Origin of the sequence: Leifsonia sp. ALI-44-B (genome assembly GCF_001984125.1) — a bacterium.
Classification (GTDB): domain Bacteria; phylum Actinomycetota; class Actinomycetes; order Actinomycetales; family Microbacteriaceae; genus Okibacterium.
Window position 1 is genome coordinate 1,787,642 of the sequence record NZ_MTQL01000007.1, and the last position, 17,432, is coordinate 1,805,073.

At 68.6% G+C, this 17,432-nt stretch carries 17 protein-coding genes; 14 read left to right on the forward strand and 3 right to left on the reverse strand.

The window, feature by feature from the left end:
• Positions 1-52: 52 nt before the first annotated feature.
• Positions 53-1,060: an asparaginase gene (locus ALI44B_RS15270; protein WP_077055388.1), complete on the reverse strand. Its 1,008-nt coding sequence runs from the start codon at positions 1,058-1,060 to the stop codon at positions 53-55.
• Between the two features lie 95 nt (positions 1,061-1,155).
• Between ALI44B_RS15270 and ALI44B_RS15275 the strand changes: the two genes are divergently transcribed.
• A complete protein-coding gene (locus ALI44B_RS15275) occupies positions 1,156-1,632 on the forward strand; it encodes an OsmC family protein (protein ID WP_077055389.1) in 477 nt (158 codons plus the stop codon).
• Between the two features lie 18 nt (positions 1,633-1,650).
• Here ALI44B_RS15275 and ALI44B_RS15280 read toward each other — a convergent pair whose 3' ends face one another.
• On the reverse strand, positions 1,651-2,331 hold the full coding sequence (locus ALI44B_RS15280; protein WP_083710190.1) for a lysophospholipid acyltransferase family protein: 681 nt from the start codon (positions 2,329-2,331) through the stop codon (positions 1,651-1,653).
• Positions 2,332-2,576: 245 nt separating this feature from the next.
• On the opposite strand from ALI44B_RS15280, the gene ALI44B_RS15285 reads away from it, so the two are divergent.
• Positions 2,577-3,554, forward strand: coding sequence for an FKBP-type peptidyl-prolyl cis-trans isomerase (locus ALI44B_RS15285; protein WP_077055676.1), 978 nt, complete (start codon positions 2,577-2,579; stop codon positions 3,552-3,554).
• Between the two features lie 158 nt (positions 3,555-3,712).
• Positions 3,713-4,807: a 1-deoxy-D-xylulose-5-phosphate reductoisomerase gene (gene dxr / locus ALI44B_RS15290; RefSeq protein ID WP_077055391.1), complete on the forward strand. Its 1,095-nt coding sequence runs from the start codon at positions 3,713-3,715 to the stop codon at positions 4,805-4,807.
• A 57-nt stretch (positions 4,808-4,864) separates the two neighbouring features.
• Here dxr and ALI44B_RS15295 read toward each other — a convergent pair whose 3' ends face one another.
• Positions 4,865-6,403 (reverse strand): Mur ligase family protein, encoded by a 1,539-nt coding sequence (locus ALI44B_RS15295; protein ID WP_077055392.1) that lies wholly within the window; start codon positions 6,401-6,403, stop codon positions 4,865-4,867.
• A 111-nt stretch (positions 6,404-6,514) separates the two neighbouring features.
• Here ALI44B_RS15295 and ALI44B_RS15300 point away from each other — a divergent pair, with 111 nt between their 5' ends.
• The 11 genes from ALI44B_RS15300 (at position 6,515) to ALI44B_RS15350 (ending at position 17,406) form a co-directional block, all read left to right on the forward strand.
• Positions 6,515-8,059, forward strand: coding sequence for a M50 family metallopeptidase (locus ALI44B_RS15300; RefSeq protein WP_077055393.1), 1,545 nt, complete (start codon positions 6,515-6,517; stop codon positions 8,057-8,059).
• Positions 8,060-8,161: 102 nt separating this feature from the next.
• Positions 8,162-9,475, forward strand: a complete 1,314-nt coding sequence (locus ALI44B_RS15305) for a sensor histidine kinase (protein WP_179100287.1) — start codon at positions 8,162-8,164, stop codon at positions 9,473-9,475.
• The gene (locus ALI44B_RS15310; protein WP_077055395.1) at positions 9,472-10,134 is read left to right on the forward strand and encodes a response regulator; all 663 of its coding nucleotides are present in this window, start codon (positions 9,472-9,474) and stop codon (positions 10,132-10,134) included. Before ALI44B_RS15305 ends, ALI44B_RS15310 begins: the two co-directional genes overlap by 4 nt.
• 160 nt (positions 10,135-10,294) lie before the next feature.
• Entirely contained in the window at positions 10,295-10,678 is a 384-nt protein-coding gene (locus ALI44B_RS15315; RefSeq protein WP_077055396.1) for an SHOCT domain-containing protein, read from the forward strand.
• A gap of 113 nt (positions 10,679-10,791) precedes the next feature.
• Positions 10,792-11,949 (forward strand): flavodoxin-dependent (E)-4-hydroxy-3-methylbut-2-enyl-diphosphate synthase, encoded by a 1,158-nt coding sequence (ispG, locus tag ALI44B_RS15320; protein WP_077055397.1) that lies wholly within the window; start codon positions 10,792-10,794, stop codon positions 11,947-11,949.
• 16 nt (positions 11,950-11,965) lie between these two features.
• Positions 11,966-13,030: an AAA family ATPase gene (locus ALI44B_RS15325; RefSeq protein WP_083710109.1), complete on the forward strand. Its 1,065-nt coding sequence runs from the start codon at positions 11,966-11,968 to the stop codon at positions 13,028-13,030.
• Between the two features lie 19 nt (positions 13,031-13,049).
• Complete coding sequence (locus ALI44B_RS15330; RefSeq protein ID WP_077055398.1) at positions 13,050-14,018, forward strand: DUF58 domain-containing protein; 969 nt, start codon at positions 13,050-13,052, stop codon at positions 14,016-14,018.
• Positions 14,005-14,484 (forward strand): hypothetical protein, encoded by a 480-nt coding sequence (locus ALI44B_RS15335; RefSeq protein WP_077055399.1) that lies wholly within the window; start codon positions 14,005-14,007, stop codon positions 14,482-14,484. Before ALI44B_RS15330 ends, ALI44B_RS15335 begins: the two co-directional genes overlap by 14 nt.
• Entirely contained in the window at positions 14,475-15,473 is a 999-nt protein-coding gene (locus ALI44B_RS15340) for a vWA domain-containing protein (RefSeq protein WP_077055400.1), read from the forward strand. The genes ALI44B_RS15335 and ALI44B_RS15340 overlap by 10 nt, the downstream gene beginning before the upstream one ends.
• Positions 15,470-16,597 (forward strand): VWA domain-containing protein, encoded by a 1,128-nt coding sequence (locus ALI44B_RS15345; RefSeq protein ID WP_077055401.1) that lies wholly within the window; start codon positions 15,470-15,472, stop codon positions 16,595-16,597. Before ALI44B_RS15340 ends, ALI44B_RS15345 begins: the two co-directional genes overlap by 4 nt.
• Positions 16,594-17,406 carry a hypothetical protein gene (locus ALI44B_RS15350; RefSeq protein WP_077055402.1) on the forward strand — a complete coding sequence of 271 codons (813 nt, stop codon included), beginning with the start codon at positions 16,594-16,596 and terminating at the stop codon, positions 17,404-17,406. The genes ALI44B_RS15345 and ALI44B_RS15350 overlap by 4 nt, the downstream gene beginning before the upstream one ends.
• The last annotated feature ends 26 nt before the right edge of the window (positions 17,407-17,432 follow it).

A 17,432-nucleotide genomic window follows, 5' to 3' on the forward strand; every position in this document is an offset into this window, starting at 1 on the left:
GCGACGCGCTGACTGCACAGCGCGGCGTGCCGACCGGGCAACCGCTCGCCCGTTAGAGGCCGGGCGACACCTGGATCATGCCGACCGGCTGGCCGCCGCCCAGAACCTCGAGGTGCAGCTGCGGCAGCAGGTCGTCGACGTCGTTCTGGCTGAGCGCGCCCGCATCGGTCAGCAGTCGCAGGGCCACGACCGTGGCCGCGCGTAGGCTGCCGTCGAGAATCTTCGCCGCGACCGTGGTGCCGTCGGGGGCCGCCATGACCATGACGCCCTCGGCGCCGAGCTTCGCCAGCACACCCAGGCGGTCGATGACGAGCGTGTTGTCACGGCCGACCCCGTCGAGCGCCCAGCCATCCGCCAACACGGCCTGCGTCAAGATGCCAGCGTTGCGGTACAGCGCGAAGGGTGAGGTGGGCGAGGAGGTGCGCACACGGCCGATGCCGCGCGCGAGACCCGCGAGACTGATGGCGTGCACGGGCGCCCCGCATCCGTCGACCGCCGTGGCCTGCGGCTTCTCGCCCGTGAAACGCTCGATCACGTCGAGGATGGCGCGCTGCAACGGGTGGTCCACGTCGAGGTAGGTATCGATGGGCCACCCATTGGTGGCGCACGCGAGCAGCATGGCGGCGTGTTTGCCCGAGCAGTTCATGTAGACGGGGGAGGGGCCGCTGCCGTCGCGCACCAGCTCGTCGCGCGCTGCCCGGTCGGCCGGCCAATCGGCGGGGCACTGCAGCGCATCTTCGGTGAGACCGGCCTGGGCCAGGATGCTGCGCACCACCGATACGTGGCGCTGCGTGCCCGCATGGCTCGCCGTCGCCAGCACGGCGGCCGCACCGCGCAGGCCCACCCCCGCGTTCATGACGGCGATGGCCTGGAACGGCTTGAGGGTGGAGCGCGGGATCACGGGCGCCTGCGGTTCGCCGATCTCGCGGATGACGTCGGCGTGCTGGTCGATGACGATCGCCGAACCCAGGTGCCGCGACTCGACGAAGCCGTTGCGCACGACCACCGCGAGCTCTCGGGCGGAGGATGCGGGGAAGGTTTCTGCGGTGATCTCTGACACGTGTTGGTTCTCCGTTTTTCTGCGGCGCCCGACGCTCCGCCGCAACAAGCGTAGCGGGCCGGGCGCACGCGCGCTGAGCGTGGCAGACTGGGGGAATGACCGGTCCCGAGCATGTGTACACGATCAGCGCCGAGTGGACGGGTAACACCGGAACGGGCACGTCGAGCTATCGCGAGTACAGCCGCGACCTCACGGTGCGCGCCTCGGGAAAACCCGACATCCTGGGCTCTGCCGACGTCCCCTTCCGCGGCGATCCGGCACGCTGGAACCCCGAAGAGCTGCTGCTCGCAGCCCTCGCGCAATGCCACATGCTGTCCTACCTCTACGTCGTCACGACGGTCGGCGTCGTCGTCACCGACTACCGTGACGAAGCCCTCGGCACGATGGTCGAAGACGGTCAGGCCGGTGGCGAATTCACGCAGGTCATGCTGCGTCCCGTGGTGACGGTGGCCGACGCATCCATGGTGGATGCCGCGCGCACGGCGCACAAGCGCGCCTCAGAACTCTGCTTCATCGCGCGTTCGATGAACTTCCCCGTGCTGCACGAACCCGAGATCCGCGTCGCGTCCTAGGGGCCTGTTCCGCGCGGGCTAGAACCGCTCGCGTCGCAGGATGTTGCGCTTGAACTTCTCCATGGCGTCGGCCGGGGGAGACTCGTTATAGGCGTGTGCCAGCTCCTGGCCCGTCAGGGCGTGGATGGCGGCCATGATCTCGTCGGTCGCGGCTCGTCTCGCGCGTCCGCTCGTCGCGGGCCCGTGGTGCGACACGTCAATGGGCTCGCCGAAGATGACACTCACCTTCTTGAGCTTCGGCATCTTGGTGCCGACAGGCATGAGTTCGTCGGTGCCGATGAGACCGACGGGGACGACGGGGGCACCGGTCGAGAGCGCGAGCCAGGCGACACCCGTGCGGCCGCGGTATAGCCGGCCGTCGAGCGAGCGCGTGCCCTCGGGGTAGATAGCGAAGGCGCTCTCGGATTCGAGGATCTTCTTGCCCTCGTCGAGCGCCTCCTGGGCGGCCGCTCCCGCACCTCGGCGCACGGCGACGGCGCCGATGGACTCGAAGAAGACTCGAGACATCCACCCCTTTGCCCCGGTGCCCTCGAAATAGGTCGACTTGGCCAGGAACTGCACGCGCCGCGGCGTGACGACGGGGATGGCGATGCTGTCGATGAACGACTGGTGGTTGCTGGCCAGGATCACCCGACCGGTGCGCGGCACGTTCTTGCGCCCCACGACTTTCGGGCGGTAGATGAGGCGCGCGATGGGCATGAGCACGAGGCGCCCGAGCGCATAGACGGGGCCCGACGACGACGCGACATCGGCGGTTTCTCGTGTTTCTTCCTCGGCTGGCACGCAGATGAGGCTACAGGGCAAGACATTCCACGGCCGGAATGGTCCGGTCGTCAGCGTGTTGCCCACCAGGCGGCATGGATGATCTGAGCCCGATCGCGTGCGGCAATACACACTTTCGTCGGGCAGACTGGTCCCATTCCCCTTCAACGAAAGTGATCGTCGTGCAGAAACGTGTTCCCGCGCTGTTGGCCGCTGCCGCAGCATCCGCCCTGCTGTTGAGCGCATGTTCGGGCGGCGCCAGCCCCACCAGCACGCCGTCGGCCTCGTCGAGCGCCGCGGCCACCGCGTCGCCCTGCAAGGACACGCCGTCGGGCAGCGAAGTCGAATCGGTCAAGGTTTCGGGCAACCTGGGCGAGGCGCCCACGGTCGAGATCCCCGCGCCGCTGGCCATCGACGCCACGCAGCGCACCCTGGCGATCACGGGCACGGGTGACGAGACGAAGACGGGCGACACCGTCGAGGTGTCGATCACCATGTACAACGCCCAGACGGGTGCCGAAGTCGCGCCCATGCAGAAGGCCGCCGCCACGGTCGACGACACGCAGTTCCTGCCCGGCTTCGTGCGCGCCATCGAGTGCGTTCCGGTCGGCTCGCGCGTGGTCGCCCTGGTCGACTCGGCCGACGCCTTCGGCACGACCGGCTCGAGCGACAGTGCCGTCAAGGCCGGTGAAGACGTCGTCATCGTGGCCGACATCCTGAGCATCACCCCCGACCGCGCCACGGGAGAACCGCAGCCCGAGGTCGAGGGCATGCCCAAGGTCACGCTCGACGACGACGGTCGCCCCACCGTCACGATCCCCGACACCGAGGCGCCGAAAGACCTGAAGCTCGCCGTGCTGAAGCAGGGCGACGGTGAAGAGGTGCAAGAGGGCGACACGGTCTCTGTGCAATACCAGGGCACCAACTGGACCACCGGCAAGGTGTTCGACGAGAGCTGGGGCAAGCAGATCGCGTCGTTCCAGACCACGGGCGTCGTGAAGGGCTTCTCGCAAGCCCTCGTGGGCCAAAAGGTCGGCTCGCAGGTCATCGTCGTCATCCCGCCGGCGCTCGGTTACGGTGATGCCGGCCAGCCCAGCGCGGGCATCGGCGGCACCGACGACCTCGTCTTCGTGATCGACATCCTGCAGACCTCGCGCTAAACGGTTCTGCTGCCCGTTCTTGGCTGCTCGCGACGCCCCGGATGCCGACAGGCCCGGGGCGTCGCCTCGTTCACGGGTTAGGGCCTGCCCGCTTCTCTGCGAGCGTCCACACCCGGGCAGAGGTCGTGCTTCCGGCCCGCCGGGCTAGGGTGGACAGCATGCGACGCGTCATCATCCTCGGCAGCAGCGGTTCGATCGGCACCCAGGCGCTCGACGTCATACGAGCCAATCCCGAGAAGTTCGAGATCGTCGGCCTCGGCACGGGCACCAACGCCGCCGTGCTGGCCGAGCAGGCCGAGGCCTTCGGGGTCGAGCACACGGCGCTCGGGGCCGCCGAAGCCGAGCAATTGGTGCGGGATGTCGACGCCGACGTCGTCATCAACGGCATCACGGGTTCGATCGGCCTCGGCCCGACCCTCGCCACACTTCGCGCGGGAAAGCAGCTCGCGCTCGCCAACAAGGAATCCCTCATCGTCGGCGGCGACCTCGTGAAGCAGCTCGCCGCGCCTGGCCAGATCGTGCCCGTCGATTCAGAGCACTCGGCCATCGCCCAGGCCCTGCGCTCGGGCTCGGCGGCCGAGGTGCGACGACTCGTGCTCACGGCATCCGGTGGCCCCTTCCGCGGGCGCACGCGATCGTCGCTCGCCGATGTGACGCCTCAGGAAGCCCTCGCGCACCCCACCTGGGACATGGGGCTCATGGTCACCACGAACTCGTCGACCCTCGTCAATAAGGGCCTCGAAGTGATTGAGGCTCACCTTCTCTTCGACGTGGCCTACGAAGACATCGCCGTGACCGTGCATCCGCAATCGATCGTGCACTCGATGGTCGAGTTCGTGGATGGTTCCACCATCGCCCAGGCCTCTCCGCCCGATATGCGTCTGCCCATCTCGCTCGGCCTGGACTGGCCCAACCGCGTCTCGGGCGTCGGCACGCCGCTCGATTGGACGACGGCGCAGAGCTGGACGTTCGAACCGCTCGACGACGAGGCCTTCCCTGCCGTGTCGCTGGCCAAGAAGGTCGGGCGCGCCGGGGGGACCTACCCAGCCGTCTTCAACGCGGCCAACGAACAGGCCGTGCTCGCGTTCCATGACGGGCGCATCGGCTATCTCGACATCCTCGACACGGTCAACCAGGTCGTCGACGAGCACGACGAGGTCGACACACTCACGCTCGAGTCCCTGGCCGCCGTCGAGATCGACGCCCGCCGGGCAGCGGATGCCGTCATCGCCCGCCGCAGCACGCGCGGCTAACCCGAGCGTCGAGCGAGCGCTCGCGGAATCATCCCTTGGCAGGCCCGGCAGCGCAGCCTAGGACGCGTCCCAGCCGGCCTCTCGCAGCGCCTTGCGGGCTTCCTCGCGCGCCGAGTAAGGCGTGCGCACGCCGCGGATATCGCGGTAGTCCTGGTGCCCGGGACCGGCCCACAGGATTGCGTCGCCCTCGCGCGCCAGCGAGACGGCCTCGCGGATGGCGGCCTCGGGCGGCGACACCTCGTGGATGTCCCCGTCAGGCCTGGCCGCGCGAGCGCCCTCGACGAGCGTCGCGCGGATCGAGTCGGGATCTTCGAAGCGCGGGTGGTGATCGGTGATCACGAGGATGTCGCTGCCGAGCACGGCTTCCTTCGCCATGTCGTGGCGTTTGGTGGCGTCGCGGTCGCCGTCGGCACCGAAGACCATGATGACGCGGCCCGGGGTGACACGGCGCACGGCCGCGAGCGTCTTCGCGAAGGCATCCGGGCTGTGGCCGAAGTCGACATAGACGGTGGGGCCCGTGTCGCCTGACACGCGTTCAGTGCGGCCCGGCAGGTAGGCCTTCACGCCGCCATCCCGCGTGAGCGCTGCGTCGATATCGGCGAACGGGATGCCGCCCTCGACCATCATGGCGATCGCGAGTCCGGCGTTGGCCGCCATGTGCGCCCCGATCAGCGGGATGCGCGAGTGCAGCGTGCCGTGGGCCGCGTGCGTGAGCGAGAACTCGGTGTATTCGGGCTTCTCGTCGCCGATCGTGACGATCCAGTTCGCTTCGGTGTCGGGCAGCGACGTGATGGTCACGACGGGAATGCCGGCGCGTTTCACGAGCCCTTCGCCCCATGCGGTGTCGAGCGACACGACGCCGCGGCGGGCGCGGTCGGGCTGGAACAGGGCGACCTTCGCATCCATGTAGTCGTCGAAGTCGCGGTAGTCGTCGAAGTGGTCGTGACTCAGGTTGGTGAAAGCCGCGACGTCGAACATGATCCCGTCGACGCGGTGGCGGCTGAGGGCCTGCGCGCTGACCTCGACGGCCACGGCCTGAACGCCCGACTCGCGCATGCGGGCGAGCAGAGCGTGCATTTCGCTCGACTCGGGCGTGGTGAGCCGCGACACGATGGTCAGGTCGCCGATGTGGCGTTCGGCCGTCGAGCTCAGGCCCGTGACGAGACCGACCTGCTGCAGGATGCCCTCGAGCAGGTGGGCGGTCGACGTCTTACCGTTGGTGCCCGTGATGGCGTAGAGCGTGGGCATATCGGCGCCGGTGTCATAGACCCAGGCCGAGATCATGCCGAGCACGACGCGGGGCGACTCGGTGATGAGGATGGGGAGACCCGCGTCTCGGGCCAACTCGGCGCCCGTGGCATCCGTCAAAATCGCGACGGCACCCTTGTCACGCGCGTCGGCGGCGAAGGATGCTCCGTGCCTATTCGCACCCTGGATCGCGACGTAGACCTCACCCCGCTGCAGATCGTTGGTGGAGAGGGTGATGCCGTTGAGGCTGACCCCGTCGATGTCGCCCTCGACCCCGAGTCCGAAATGCGTCGCCAGATCGGCGAGGGATTTCACGGGCGGGTTGTCGGGCCGGAGTACCGGCGGCATACGCGATTCCACGGAGATTCGTCCTTCTTTCTCGCTTGCCTGGTGGGAAGCCATCCCATCGTCTCATAGCCCGCACAGCAACTTTCGAGCGCCGGGCGGTATCGTCGCAAGGTGGAATCGGCGCTTCTCTATGTTCTCGGTGTGCTCATCGTTCTGGTGGGCCTCATCGTGTCTATCGGCCTGCACGAAGTGGGGCACCTCGTGCCGGCCAAACTCTTCGGGGTCAAGGTCACGCAATACATGATCGGCTTCGGGCGCACGCTGTTCTCGCGGCGCCGGGGAGAGACCGAATATGGCCTCAAGCTCATTCCCCTGGGCGGCTACATCTCGATGATCGGCATGTACCCGCCGTCGAAGACGGGTGGCGCCGCGCGCAACGCCACGACGAGCGTTTTCGAGGCCATGGTGCAAGAGGGCAGCGCGGTGAAGACGCGGCGCGACGCCCGGCAGGCCGAGGGTCAGGCAGCGGATGGCTCGGGCGACACGCTCGAGGGCGCCCCCGGGGCATCCGTGCCGATCGATCAGTCGCCGGATGCTCGCGTCGAGGTCGTCTCGGCGGGTGCCACCGACTTCCCGCCTCTCGACGAGGGGGAGCGGCGTCGCTTCTTCGGATCGATGGCAGAGGATGCCCGAGAGGCCAGCGCCGAGACGATCGGCGAGGGTGAAGACCACCGGGCCTTCTACCGCCTGCCGGTCTACAAACGCATCATCATCATGTTGGGCGGGCCCTTCATGAACCTCGTGCTGGCCTTCGTCTTCTTCGGCATCTCGCTCGTCGCGTTCGGGGCACCCGTGCAGACCACGACCCTGTCGATGGTGAGCGAGTGCGTGCTTCCTGCTGGGAGCACCAAGACGGCGTGCGATGCCTCCGACCCGCTCGCCCCGGGTGCCGCCGCCGGTCTCAAGCCGGGCGACACGATCGTGTCGATCGATGGAACACCCGTGTCGACGTGGGCCGAGTCGACCGAGATCATCCGACAGTCCTCCGGTGACGCGCTCGACGTGGTCATCGAGCGCGGCGGTGCTGAGCAGAGCGTCACGCTCACGCCGCTGCTGACGAAGCGTTACGTCTACGACACCGCCAACCGTGTGATCGAGAACGCCGACGGCTCACCGAAGACCGAAGAGGTCGGTTTCGTCGGCATCTCGTCGACGCAAGAGGTGCAGCAGCAGCCCGTCACGGCCACGGGCCCCATGGTGTGGCAGAGCGTCTCGGGCGTCGCCGACATCATCGTGCACCTGCCTCAGCGCATGGGCGATGTCCTGAACGCCGCGTTCGGGCCGGGCGAGCGCGACCCGAACGGCCCCATCAGCGTGGTCGGCGTCGGGCGCATCGCGGGCGAGGTGGCGGCGTCAGATCAGATCCCGTTCGTCTCGAAGGGGGCCTCGCTCTTCGCCGTGCTCGGGTCGCTCAACATCGCGCTCTTCGTCATCAACCTGGTGCCGCTCATGCCGCTCGACGGCGGGCACGTCGTCACGGCGCTGTGGGAAGGCATCCGCCGCTTCTTCGCCAAGCTGTTCGGGCGACCCGATCCGGGCCCGGTCGACGCGGCCAAGCTCATGCCGCTGACGTTCGTCGTCGTGATCTTCTTCATGGCGATGAGTGCCATCCTCATCTATGCCGACATCGTGAAGCCCGCGAACCTCTTCGGCTAGCTGTGCCCTCTGTGACGGCTGTACTCCCGGGGGAGTAGTGCCGATTCGGCGCTCGTTCGACGGGCCGATTCGCCCGGGATGCACGCCGGGTACGCTTCAGGAATGACGACGTCCCCACTGCCCGCTCCGCCGTTCGACGGGCGTCGTTCCGGCCCGCCGCGCGCCGTGCGCGTATGGATGCCGGTCGTGGTGTCGCTCGTCGTGCAAGTTCCCGCGGCGCTCCTTCTGCTCGCCCATCAGGTCTCCGGCTCGCTCGACGCGGGCGGCCCCGCCCGTGACCCCGGCACAGGCCCCGACCTCGGCACTGGCGTCGGGTCCGGCAACGGCGTCGGGCCCGGCTCCGGGGCGTTCACGTTCGAATCAGCGGTCAGCTCCGTCTGGGTGTCCGTTCTGGCCCTCGTTCTCGCGGTGCTCACCTCGTTCGCACTCGTCATCATTCGGCGCTACCCACGCACGGTCGTGGTGGCCATCATCGCGGCGACCTCCGTCGAGGCACTGTTGTCGCCCATCGGGCCCCCGTTCATCTCCGTGGCCTTCGCGGTGATCCTCGCCGTGCGTCACGGTGCCCGAGCGTGGGCGTACATCGCGCTCGCGGCGGCCTGGATGCTCGTGGTGTTCCTCGGGCCGCTCTCCGGCGCTCCGTGGGCGCCGCGCCTCGTCGCCCCCACCACCCTGGGCCTGCTCGTCGTCGTCGGGGCGGCCGAGTTCTCGAAGCGACGCAGCGATGTGCGACAGAAGCTTCACGAGGACGCCCTGGCGCGCCGCCGCGCCGAAGATGCCCGACAGGAGGCGGCGGGTCAGCAGGAGCGCGTGCGCATCGCCCGCGAACTGCACGACGTGCTCGGGCACTCGCTCTCGCAGATCACCGTGCAGGCCAACGCGGGACTGCACCTCATGGACCGAGACCCGGCCGAGGCGCGGCGCGCCCTCCTCAACGTGAAGGAGACCTCGGCGGCGGCGCTCGCCGAGGTGCGCAGCGTGCTCGGCATCCTGCGAGACCCGGCGCCGCCCCGCGCTCCCGGCCCGGGGCTCGAGCGACTCGGCGACCTCTTCGAGGTGGTGAGAGCTGGTGGCGTGAGCGTCACAGAATCGATCTCGCTCGGCGACGCCGCACAGATCCCTCTTGGTGTCGGGCAGTCCGTCTATCGCATCGTTCAAGAATCGCTCACCAACGTCATGCGCCACAGCTCGTCGGTCTCGACACGGGTCCGCATCACCCGAGACGAGGCCGCATTGATCGTGACCATCGAGGACGACGGCACCACCGAGGTGTTCGGCGCCGATCCCGAGCCCGGCAACGGTCTGCTCGGCATGCGCGAGCGCGCCGAGCTCCTGGGCGGCTCGTTCTCTGCCGGACCGACGCCCACCGGCGGCTGGCGCGTCGTCGCTGTCTTCCCTCTGGCGGTTCCGGCATGATCCGCGTGCTCCTGGCCGACGATCAGGCCCTCATCCGCGCGGGCTTCCGCGCGATCCTGCACGCCGAGGACGGCATCGAGGTCGTGGCTGAGGCATCGACGGGCGAGGAAGCGGTGGCGCTCGCCGCCCTGCATCACCCCGACATCGTCTTGATGGACATCCGTATGCCGCAGGGCGACGGCATCTGGGCCACCGGACAGATCGTCGCCGACCCCGCCCTCGCATCGACGCGGGTGGTCGTCGTCACCACATTCGAGCTCGACGACTACGTCATCGACGCCATAGCCGCTGGTGCGAGCGGTTTTCTCGTGAAAGACACCGAACCGGTCGAACTCATCCGCGCCGTGCGGGTCGTGGCCACAGGCGATGCGCTGCTCTCACCCGGGGTCACGCGCACACTCTTGCAACGCGTGTCGCCCGCCCTGCGGCAGACGGTGGACGCCACGGCGCTGGCCCCGCTCACCGAGCGTGAGCGAGAAGTACTCGCCCTCGTCGGGCGCGGGCTCAGTAACGACGAGATCGGCGCGACGCTGTTTCTCAGCCCACTGACCGCCAAGACCCACGTCTCCCGCATCATGCAGAAACTCGATGCGCGGGACCGCGTTCGGCTCGTCGTCGTGGCCTACGAGTCGGGGCTCGTGGCGCCCGGCTGGGGGTAGCGCACCCGCCCGTGCGCCAAGCGGTCGCGCGTGCATCGAGGAAGACGCGCGTGCGCCCCGGGGAGTAGGAGCGAAGCATCCCAACGGCAGATGTGGCGGCAACCGGTCGCGAGGATGCTTTTCCTCAGGACGGTCGACGTACGACCGCCGAGGAGGAAAGATGCTTCACACCGCACTCGCCACACTGGCGCAGCACTACCCGGGCTACGGCCCCGGCCCGGGAGCACACCTGTGGTTCCTGCTCATCCCGTTCTTCTGGCTCATCGTCGCGATCGTCCTGTTCGCGGTCTTCGGCCGCCGCTGGTCGAAACGCGCCGGCGAACGCCGCGAGTTCATGCGCCAACACTGGCAGTCCGAGGCGCAGGGCGGCGCCGAGAAGGTGTTGGCCGAGCGTTTCGCTCGCGGCGATATCGACGAGGTCGAATACCGGGCCCGGCTCGAGGTCATCCGGTCGTCCAGCCTGCACTCGCCCCAGGGCCCCGGTTTCGGCGGCGGCTTCGGCCCCGGCGCGGGCACAGGCCCGGGGATGCCGCCCCAGCACTGATCGCGACAGCCCGGCTTGCTGCGGCACGGCCAGCAGTGTAGCCGGGCGGTGCGGCGCATGCATCCCTCACCGATTCGCAGCGCGTGCACACCAAGAGGACCTAAACTGACGGAGTGGTAGCAGTCAATTTGGGTCTCCCTAAAGTCCCTGAAGTTCTGGCGCCGAGGCGTAAGTCCCGTCAGATCAAGGTCGGTAAAGTTCTCGTCGGTGGCGACGCTCCCGTGAGCGTGCAGTCGATGACCACGACGCCCACCCCCAACATCAACGCGACACTGCAGCAGATCGCCGAACTCACGGCATCCGGTTGCGACATCGTGCGGGTGGCCGTTCCGAGCCGCGACGACGCCGAAGCTCTTCCGATCATCGCGAAGAAGAGCCAGATTCCGGTCATCGCCGACATTCACTTCCAGCCGAACTACGTCTATGCGGCCATCGACGCCGGCTGCGCCGCGGTTCGCGTGAACCCCGGCAACATCCGCAAATTCGACGACCAGGTCGGCGAGATCGCTCGTCGCGCCAAGGCCGCTGGCGTTTCGGTGCGCATCGGCGTCAACGCCGGTTCGCTCGACCCGCGCCTGCTGCAGAAGTACGGCAAGGCCACGCCCGAGGCCCTCGTCGAGAGCGCCGTCTGGGAGGCGAGCCTCTTCGAGGAGCACGACTTCCACGACTTCAAGATCTCGGTCAAGCACAACGACCCCATCATCATGGTCAAGGCCTACCGTCTGCTCGCCGAGCGCGGCGACTGGCCCCTGCACCTCGGTGTCACCGAGGCCGGCCCGTCGTTCCAGGGCACGATCAAGAGCGCCACGGCGTTCGGCATCCTGCTGTCCGAGGGCATCGGCGACACCATCCGCGTGTCCCTGTCGGCGCCCCCCGCCGAAGAGGTCAAGGTCGGCCTGCAGATTCTGCAGTCGCTCAACCTGCGCGAGCGCAAGCTCGAGATCGTCTCGTGCCCGAGCTGCGGCCGCGCCCAGGTCGACGTCTACAAGCTCGCCAACGACGTCACCGACGGCCTCGAAGGCATGACCGTTCCGCTGCGCGTGGCCGTCATGGGCTGCGTCGTCAACGGTCCCGGAGAAGCGCGCGAGGCCGACCTCGGCGTCGCCTCGGGCAACGGCAAGGGCCAGATCTTCGTCAAGGGCGAAGTCATCAAGACCGTGCCCGAGTCCGAGATCGTCCAGACCCTGATCGACGAAGCCAACCGGCTCGCCGCGGAGATGCCCGCCGACGACACGTCGACCGGCAGCCCGGTGGTGACGGTCGGTTCCTAACGAAGGCAGTGGCCGCATGACCATTACCCCGCCTCCCGCCGCCGGACCGATCGGTGCGCCCCCCGCGCCCGGTCCGGCCTCCGGCGCGGGCACCGGTCCCATCACGCCCGATGAGTTGCAGCGCGCGCGCCGCATCTTCGACACCATCGTGGCGGGTTACAGCCAAAAGGTCGTGGGCCAAGACAGCCTGCGCACCACGCTGCTGGTCGCCCTGATCACGGGTGGGCACGTGCTGCTCGAGAGTGTGCCCGGGTTGGCGAAGACCACGGCCGCCGAATCGATCGCCGAATCGGTGTCGGCCAGCTTCCGACGCATCCAATGCACGCCCGACCTCTTGCCCGCTGACATCATCGGCACGCAGATCTATGACCCGGCCACGGCCACGTTCGGCACGCAGCTCGGCCCCGTGCACGCCAACTTCGTCCTGCTCGACGAGATCAACCGTTCGAGCGCCAAAACGCAGTCGGCCATGCTCGAGGCCATGCAGGAGCGGCAGACGACGATCGGCGGCGAGAATCATCCGCTGCCATCGCCCTTCCTCGTCCTCGCCACGCAGAACCCCATCGAGCAGGAGGGCACCTACCACCTGCCCGAGGCTCAGCTCGACCGCTTCCTCGTGAAAGAGGTGCTCGGCTACCCGAGCCCCGCCGAAGAGGCCGAGATCGTGCGCCGCGTCAACGCCGGCGTCTACGAACCGGGTGGCACCCACGGCCAGGCCGTCACGCTCGACGATGTGCGGTTCTTGCAGAAGCTCGTTCACCGTGTCTACCTCGACCCGGCCGTGCTCAACTACATCGTGCAGGCCGTCTATGTCACGCGTCACGCCGAGCAATACCTTCCCCCGGCACTCGCGGGCTATGTCGAATACGGCGCCAGCCCGCGCGCCAGCATCGCCTTCGCCAGCGTGGCCCGCGCCCTCGCGCTGCTGTCCGGCCGCGGCCATGTGATCCCCGAAGATGTGAAGAGCTATCGCTATCAGGTGCTGCGACACCGACTGATCCTCGGCTTCGAGGCCGATGCCGACGGCGTGACGCCCGAGACCATCATCGACGCGATTTTCGGCGCCATCCAGGCCCCCTGAGCGCCCCCGAAGCCGAATCGTGCCTGCGCTCCTGCCCCGCGTGAAGACCACGCTGTCGATCGTCGCCCACCGCCGCGTGCGGGGCTGGCTCGACGGTGAATATCGCTCGGTGTTCCACGGCAAATCGCACGACTTCGACGACCTGCGGCCCTACGTGCCCGGCGACGAGATCCGCGACATCGACTGGAAGGCCACGGCTCGGCACGGGGCGCCGCTCACGAAGCGCTATATTGCGTCGCGCAAACAAGCCGTCATGATCGTCGTCGATTCGGGGCGCGACCTCGCGGCCGTGAGCGCCTCGGGCGAACCGAAGCGCGATCTGGCCATTCACGCGGCCGGCGTCCTCGGCTACCTCGCGCACCGCCACGGCGACCAGGTCGGGCTCGTCACGGGTGACGCCGCGGGCAGCGCCCTCGTGCCACTCGGCGGCACCGAGGGGCACCTCGAACGGTTGCTGCAGATCATCCACGCGCGCGCCAGCCTGCAGGGCAGCCCCAGCGACTTCGCGGGGCAGCTCGACTACGTGGCACGGCGGTTCCGGCGGCGCATGCTGCTCGTGATCATCAGCGACGATCAGGCGTTAGCGGGCACGGGACACGACGATAGCGGCACCAGCGGCATCAGCGGCGCAAACGCGCGCACGCCGAGGACACCAGGGGCCGCCGCATCCGATCTGCGCCCTTTGCTGCGGCGCCTGCACGCCCAACACGAGATGCTCTGGGTGTCGATCGCCGACGCCGACCTCGTGGCCGCGAGCCCGCTTGGGGCCGAGTTGCTCGACGTGCAGACCTTCGGTGAGCTGCCCGAGTTTCTGCGTCGCGACCCGCAGGTGCGGCGCGAGTACACCGAACGCGCGGCGGCGCAGAAGACCGAGACCCGAGACATCCTCGACCGCATTGGCATCGCATCGACGCGCATCGAGTCGACCCGCGACGTCGTGCCGAAGCTCTTCCGACTGCTCGAGAGGCACAATCATGCCGGGCGGTGACTACTATCCGTTGGCCGACTTCTCGCCGTGGTGGGCCGTCATCGCGGTGGCCCTCGTGCTGCTCGTGGCCGCCTGGTATGCCTTCGTCATCTGGTTCCCGCGCTGGAAGCACCGGCCGCGAGGCGCCGCGGCCATCCCCGAGCCGGCGCCGTGGCAGCGCCAGCAGCGCATCAGCGAGCACTACCTGGCCGAGATCGACCGGGTGGAGCGCGACTACGCCGAAGGGCACGTGGATGTCCGGGCGGCCCACGTGCGCCTCGCCGAGATCGTGCGGCGCTATACGCTCGAGGCGCGCGGCATCCCCACGCTGCCCATGACCCTGCAGGAGCTGCGACAGGCGCGCCTGCCCGAACTGGCCGAGGTCGTGCAGGGCCTGTACCCGAGCGAATTCGGGGCCGAAGCATCCGGTTCGGTGCACGGATCTGCCCAAGCGGCCCGGCGGGCGGTGACGTCGGCATGGAACTGAGCTTCTGGTGGATGCCCCTCCTCTGGGTGTTCGTGATCGCGGGCGTCGTGGCCCTCGCCTTCGTGCTGACCCGTCGGCGGATGCGGCGACGCCCCTCCCGCGCGGTCGTCCCCGTCGCCCACACCGAGCGTCTCACGGCCCTGCCCGCCTACCGCCGCGCGCTCACGCGATACCGCACGCTCTTGGCGCTGAGCGTCGCCGCCGTGGTCGTGGCTCTCGTAGCCGCCGTGGTGTTGAGCGCCCGCCCCGTCGCGGTCTCGGCCTACCAACCCGAGCTGCGCAACCGCGACATCGTGCTGTGCCTCGACGTCTCGGGTTCGATGGTCGACTACGACGCCGAGATCGTCGACACGTTCAGCGATCTGGTCGACGAGTTCGACGGCGAACGCATCGGGCTCGTGCTCTTCAACGCCTCGGCGGCGACGGCCTTCCCGCTGACGAGCGACTACGGGTTCGTGGAGGAACAGCTCGGCACGCTGGGCGAAAAGATGAGGAATGCCGACGAAGATTACTCGTTCGCGAACGGCACTCTGCTCGGCAACGGCTCCTCGCTCATCGGCGACGGGCTCGGTTCGTGCGTCATGCGCTTCGACGATATCGGGCAGGAGCGGTCGCGCTCGATCATCCTCGCCACCGACAACTTCGTCGCGGGTGAGCAGATCGTCACGTTGCCGGAGGCGGGCGAATTCGCCACCGAGAACGACGTGACCGTCTATGGCATCAACCCGGGCGATGTGGCCAGCAAGTCCTACATCAAAGATCTCGCCGACGAGTTCGAGCAGGTCGTCGACGACACGGGCGGGGCCTACTACGCGCTCGACGACCCGGGCGCGATTCCCGCCATCGTCGAGCAGATCCAGTCAGAACAGGCCGCCGATATGACGGGCGCGACGCAGATCGTGAAGACCGACATCCCCGTCTGGCCGATCGTGGCGGGCCTCTTCGGCACCGCGGCCCTCATGTTCCTCGGGTGGAGGCTCAAGCGATGATCTTCCACCCCATCTTCACGCCTCCCGTGCTCGTCGTGGTCTTCGGGGGGCTCGCGGCGTTCGCGCTCTGGCAGGCGGCTCGTAACATCCGTCGCCCGGGCGGCTGGCACTGGTTCGTGCGGCTCGCGCTCGTGGGCCTCTTGTTCGGCATGTCGCTGCGGCCGGGGCTGCCCGAGACCGAGCATCCGCCCGTCGCCGCCGCGCAGACCGACGTCTACTTCGTGCTCGACACCACCTCGAGCATGGCCGCCGAGGACTACGGCGACGACCAGCCGCGCCTCACGGGGGCAAAGGCAGACATCGAGGCCATCGCGGACCGTCTCGCCGGTTCGCGCTTCTCGCTCATCACCTTCGACGCCGACACGGTGCAGCGCCTGCCCCTCACCACGGATGCCTCGGCCCTCGCGTCCGGCGTCGCTTCCACCACGCAGGAGATCAGCGTCTACTCGCGCGGCAGCAGCATCGGCCAGCCCGCCGCGTTCCTCGAGAAGCAACTCGCCGCCGACAAGGATGCCGCCCCCGACCGCACGCGCATCGTCTACTACCTGGGCGACGGCGAACAGACCGTCAGCACGGCACCCGAGTCCTTCGCCCCCCTCGCCGACCTGGTCGACGGGGGAGCGGTGCTCGGCTACGGCACCGAGGAAGGCGGCCCCATGCGCACGTTCTCGGGCTACCGCGACGACTTCTTCGGCGACGACCAGTCCGACGATCAGGGGTCGGACGATTCGGGGTCGGATGAATCGAGCACGGACGATCCCGACGCCGCCGACCCCGGCGCCGCCGACGACTACATCCAGTACTACGGCCCGAATGGCCAGGAAACCGCCATTTCGATGATCGACGAGAAAGCGCTCGGCACCATCGCCGGGCAGCTCGGTATCGAGTACTTGCACTCCGAGCCCGGCAGCGACGTCGCGCTGCAGGCGACACGCGGCATCGATGTCGGAGCCGCGACATCCGCCCCGAGCGGTCCGCCGTCAGCCCCCGAGTTCTATTGGCTCCTCGCCATCCCGTTCGGCCTGCTACTCCTGACCGAACTCGTGCCGCTGCTGCTCGCCCTGCGTTCGCTTCGACGCCCCGCCACTACCAGCGGCCCGGCCCAGACGGAGGTTTACCGATGACGCTGTTCTCGCAAGACCTCCAGACGCCCGGCGCCGCGCCGCAGTCACCGCGCGGCCCCCACGAGCCCCCGCGCCGACCCCAGCCCCCGCAGCACCTCGTCCGGCGCACACGCCGCCGCCTCTTCTGGTGGTCCCTGCCCGTCGTGCTCGTCATCCTCGCGATCGCGTGGAAACTCGTGAGCCTGCAACTCACCACCGACGGCGCGAAGAACGACTTTGATGCCGGCGATTACGAGGGCAGCGCCGACCGTTCGGGCTCCCTGCTCGTGGGCAATCTCGTCGAACCGTGGATCCCGTACTACAACCGCGGCACCGCCCTCGCCGCCTTCCAGAACTTCACGCCCGCCACCGACGACCTGGGGGAGGCGCTCACGCGGGCTCCCGCATCCGAACGCTGCATGGTGCGCGTCAACCTCGCACTCGCCTGGGAACAGCAGGGGGATGCCTACCGCGGTGCCGGTTACGAGGAGGGCGCCATCCGTCTCTATGAGACGTCACTCGCGGTCATCCGCGACGGGGCCGCCGACGGGTGCCAGACGGACGAGTCATCGCGCGCCCTCGAACAGCGCGACACGCTGCAGACGGCCGACGAACGCGTTCAGGCGAAGATCGATCAGCAAGTGCCGCAGATCGTTCCCCAGCCCGGCCAAGGAGACGCCCCGGATGAGGGTTCGTCGGGGGAGAACGACCCAAGCGCCGAAGAGAAGCTGCAGGAACGCGGCGATCAGGCTGCCGAGGAGAAGGCCCAGCAGGACGCCGAGGAGCGTGGCCGGGGCGGCGGCGGGCGCACGACCGACAAGCCCTGGTAGCGACGCGCCGGCGCGAACGACTGGCG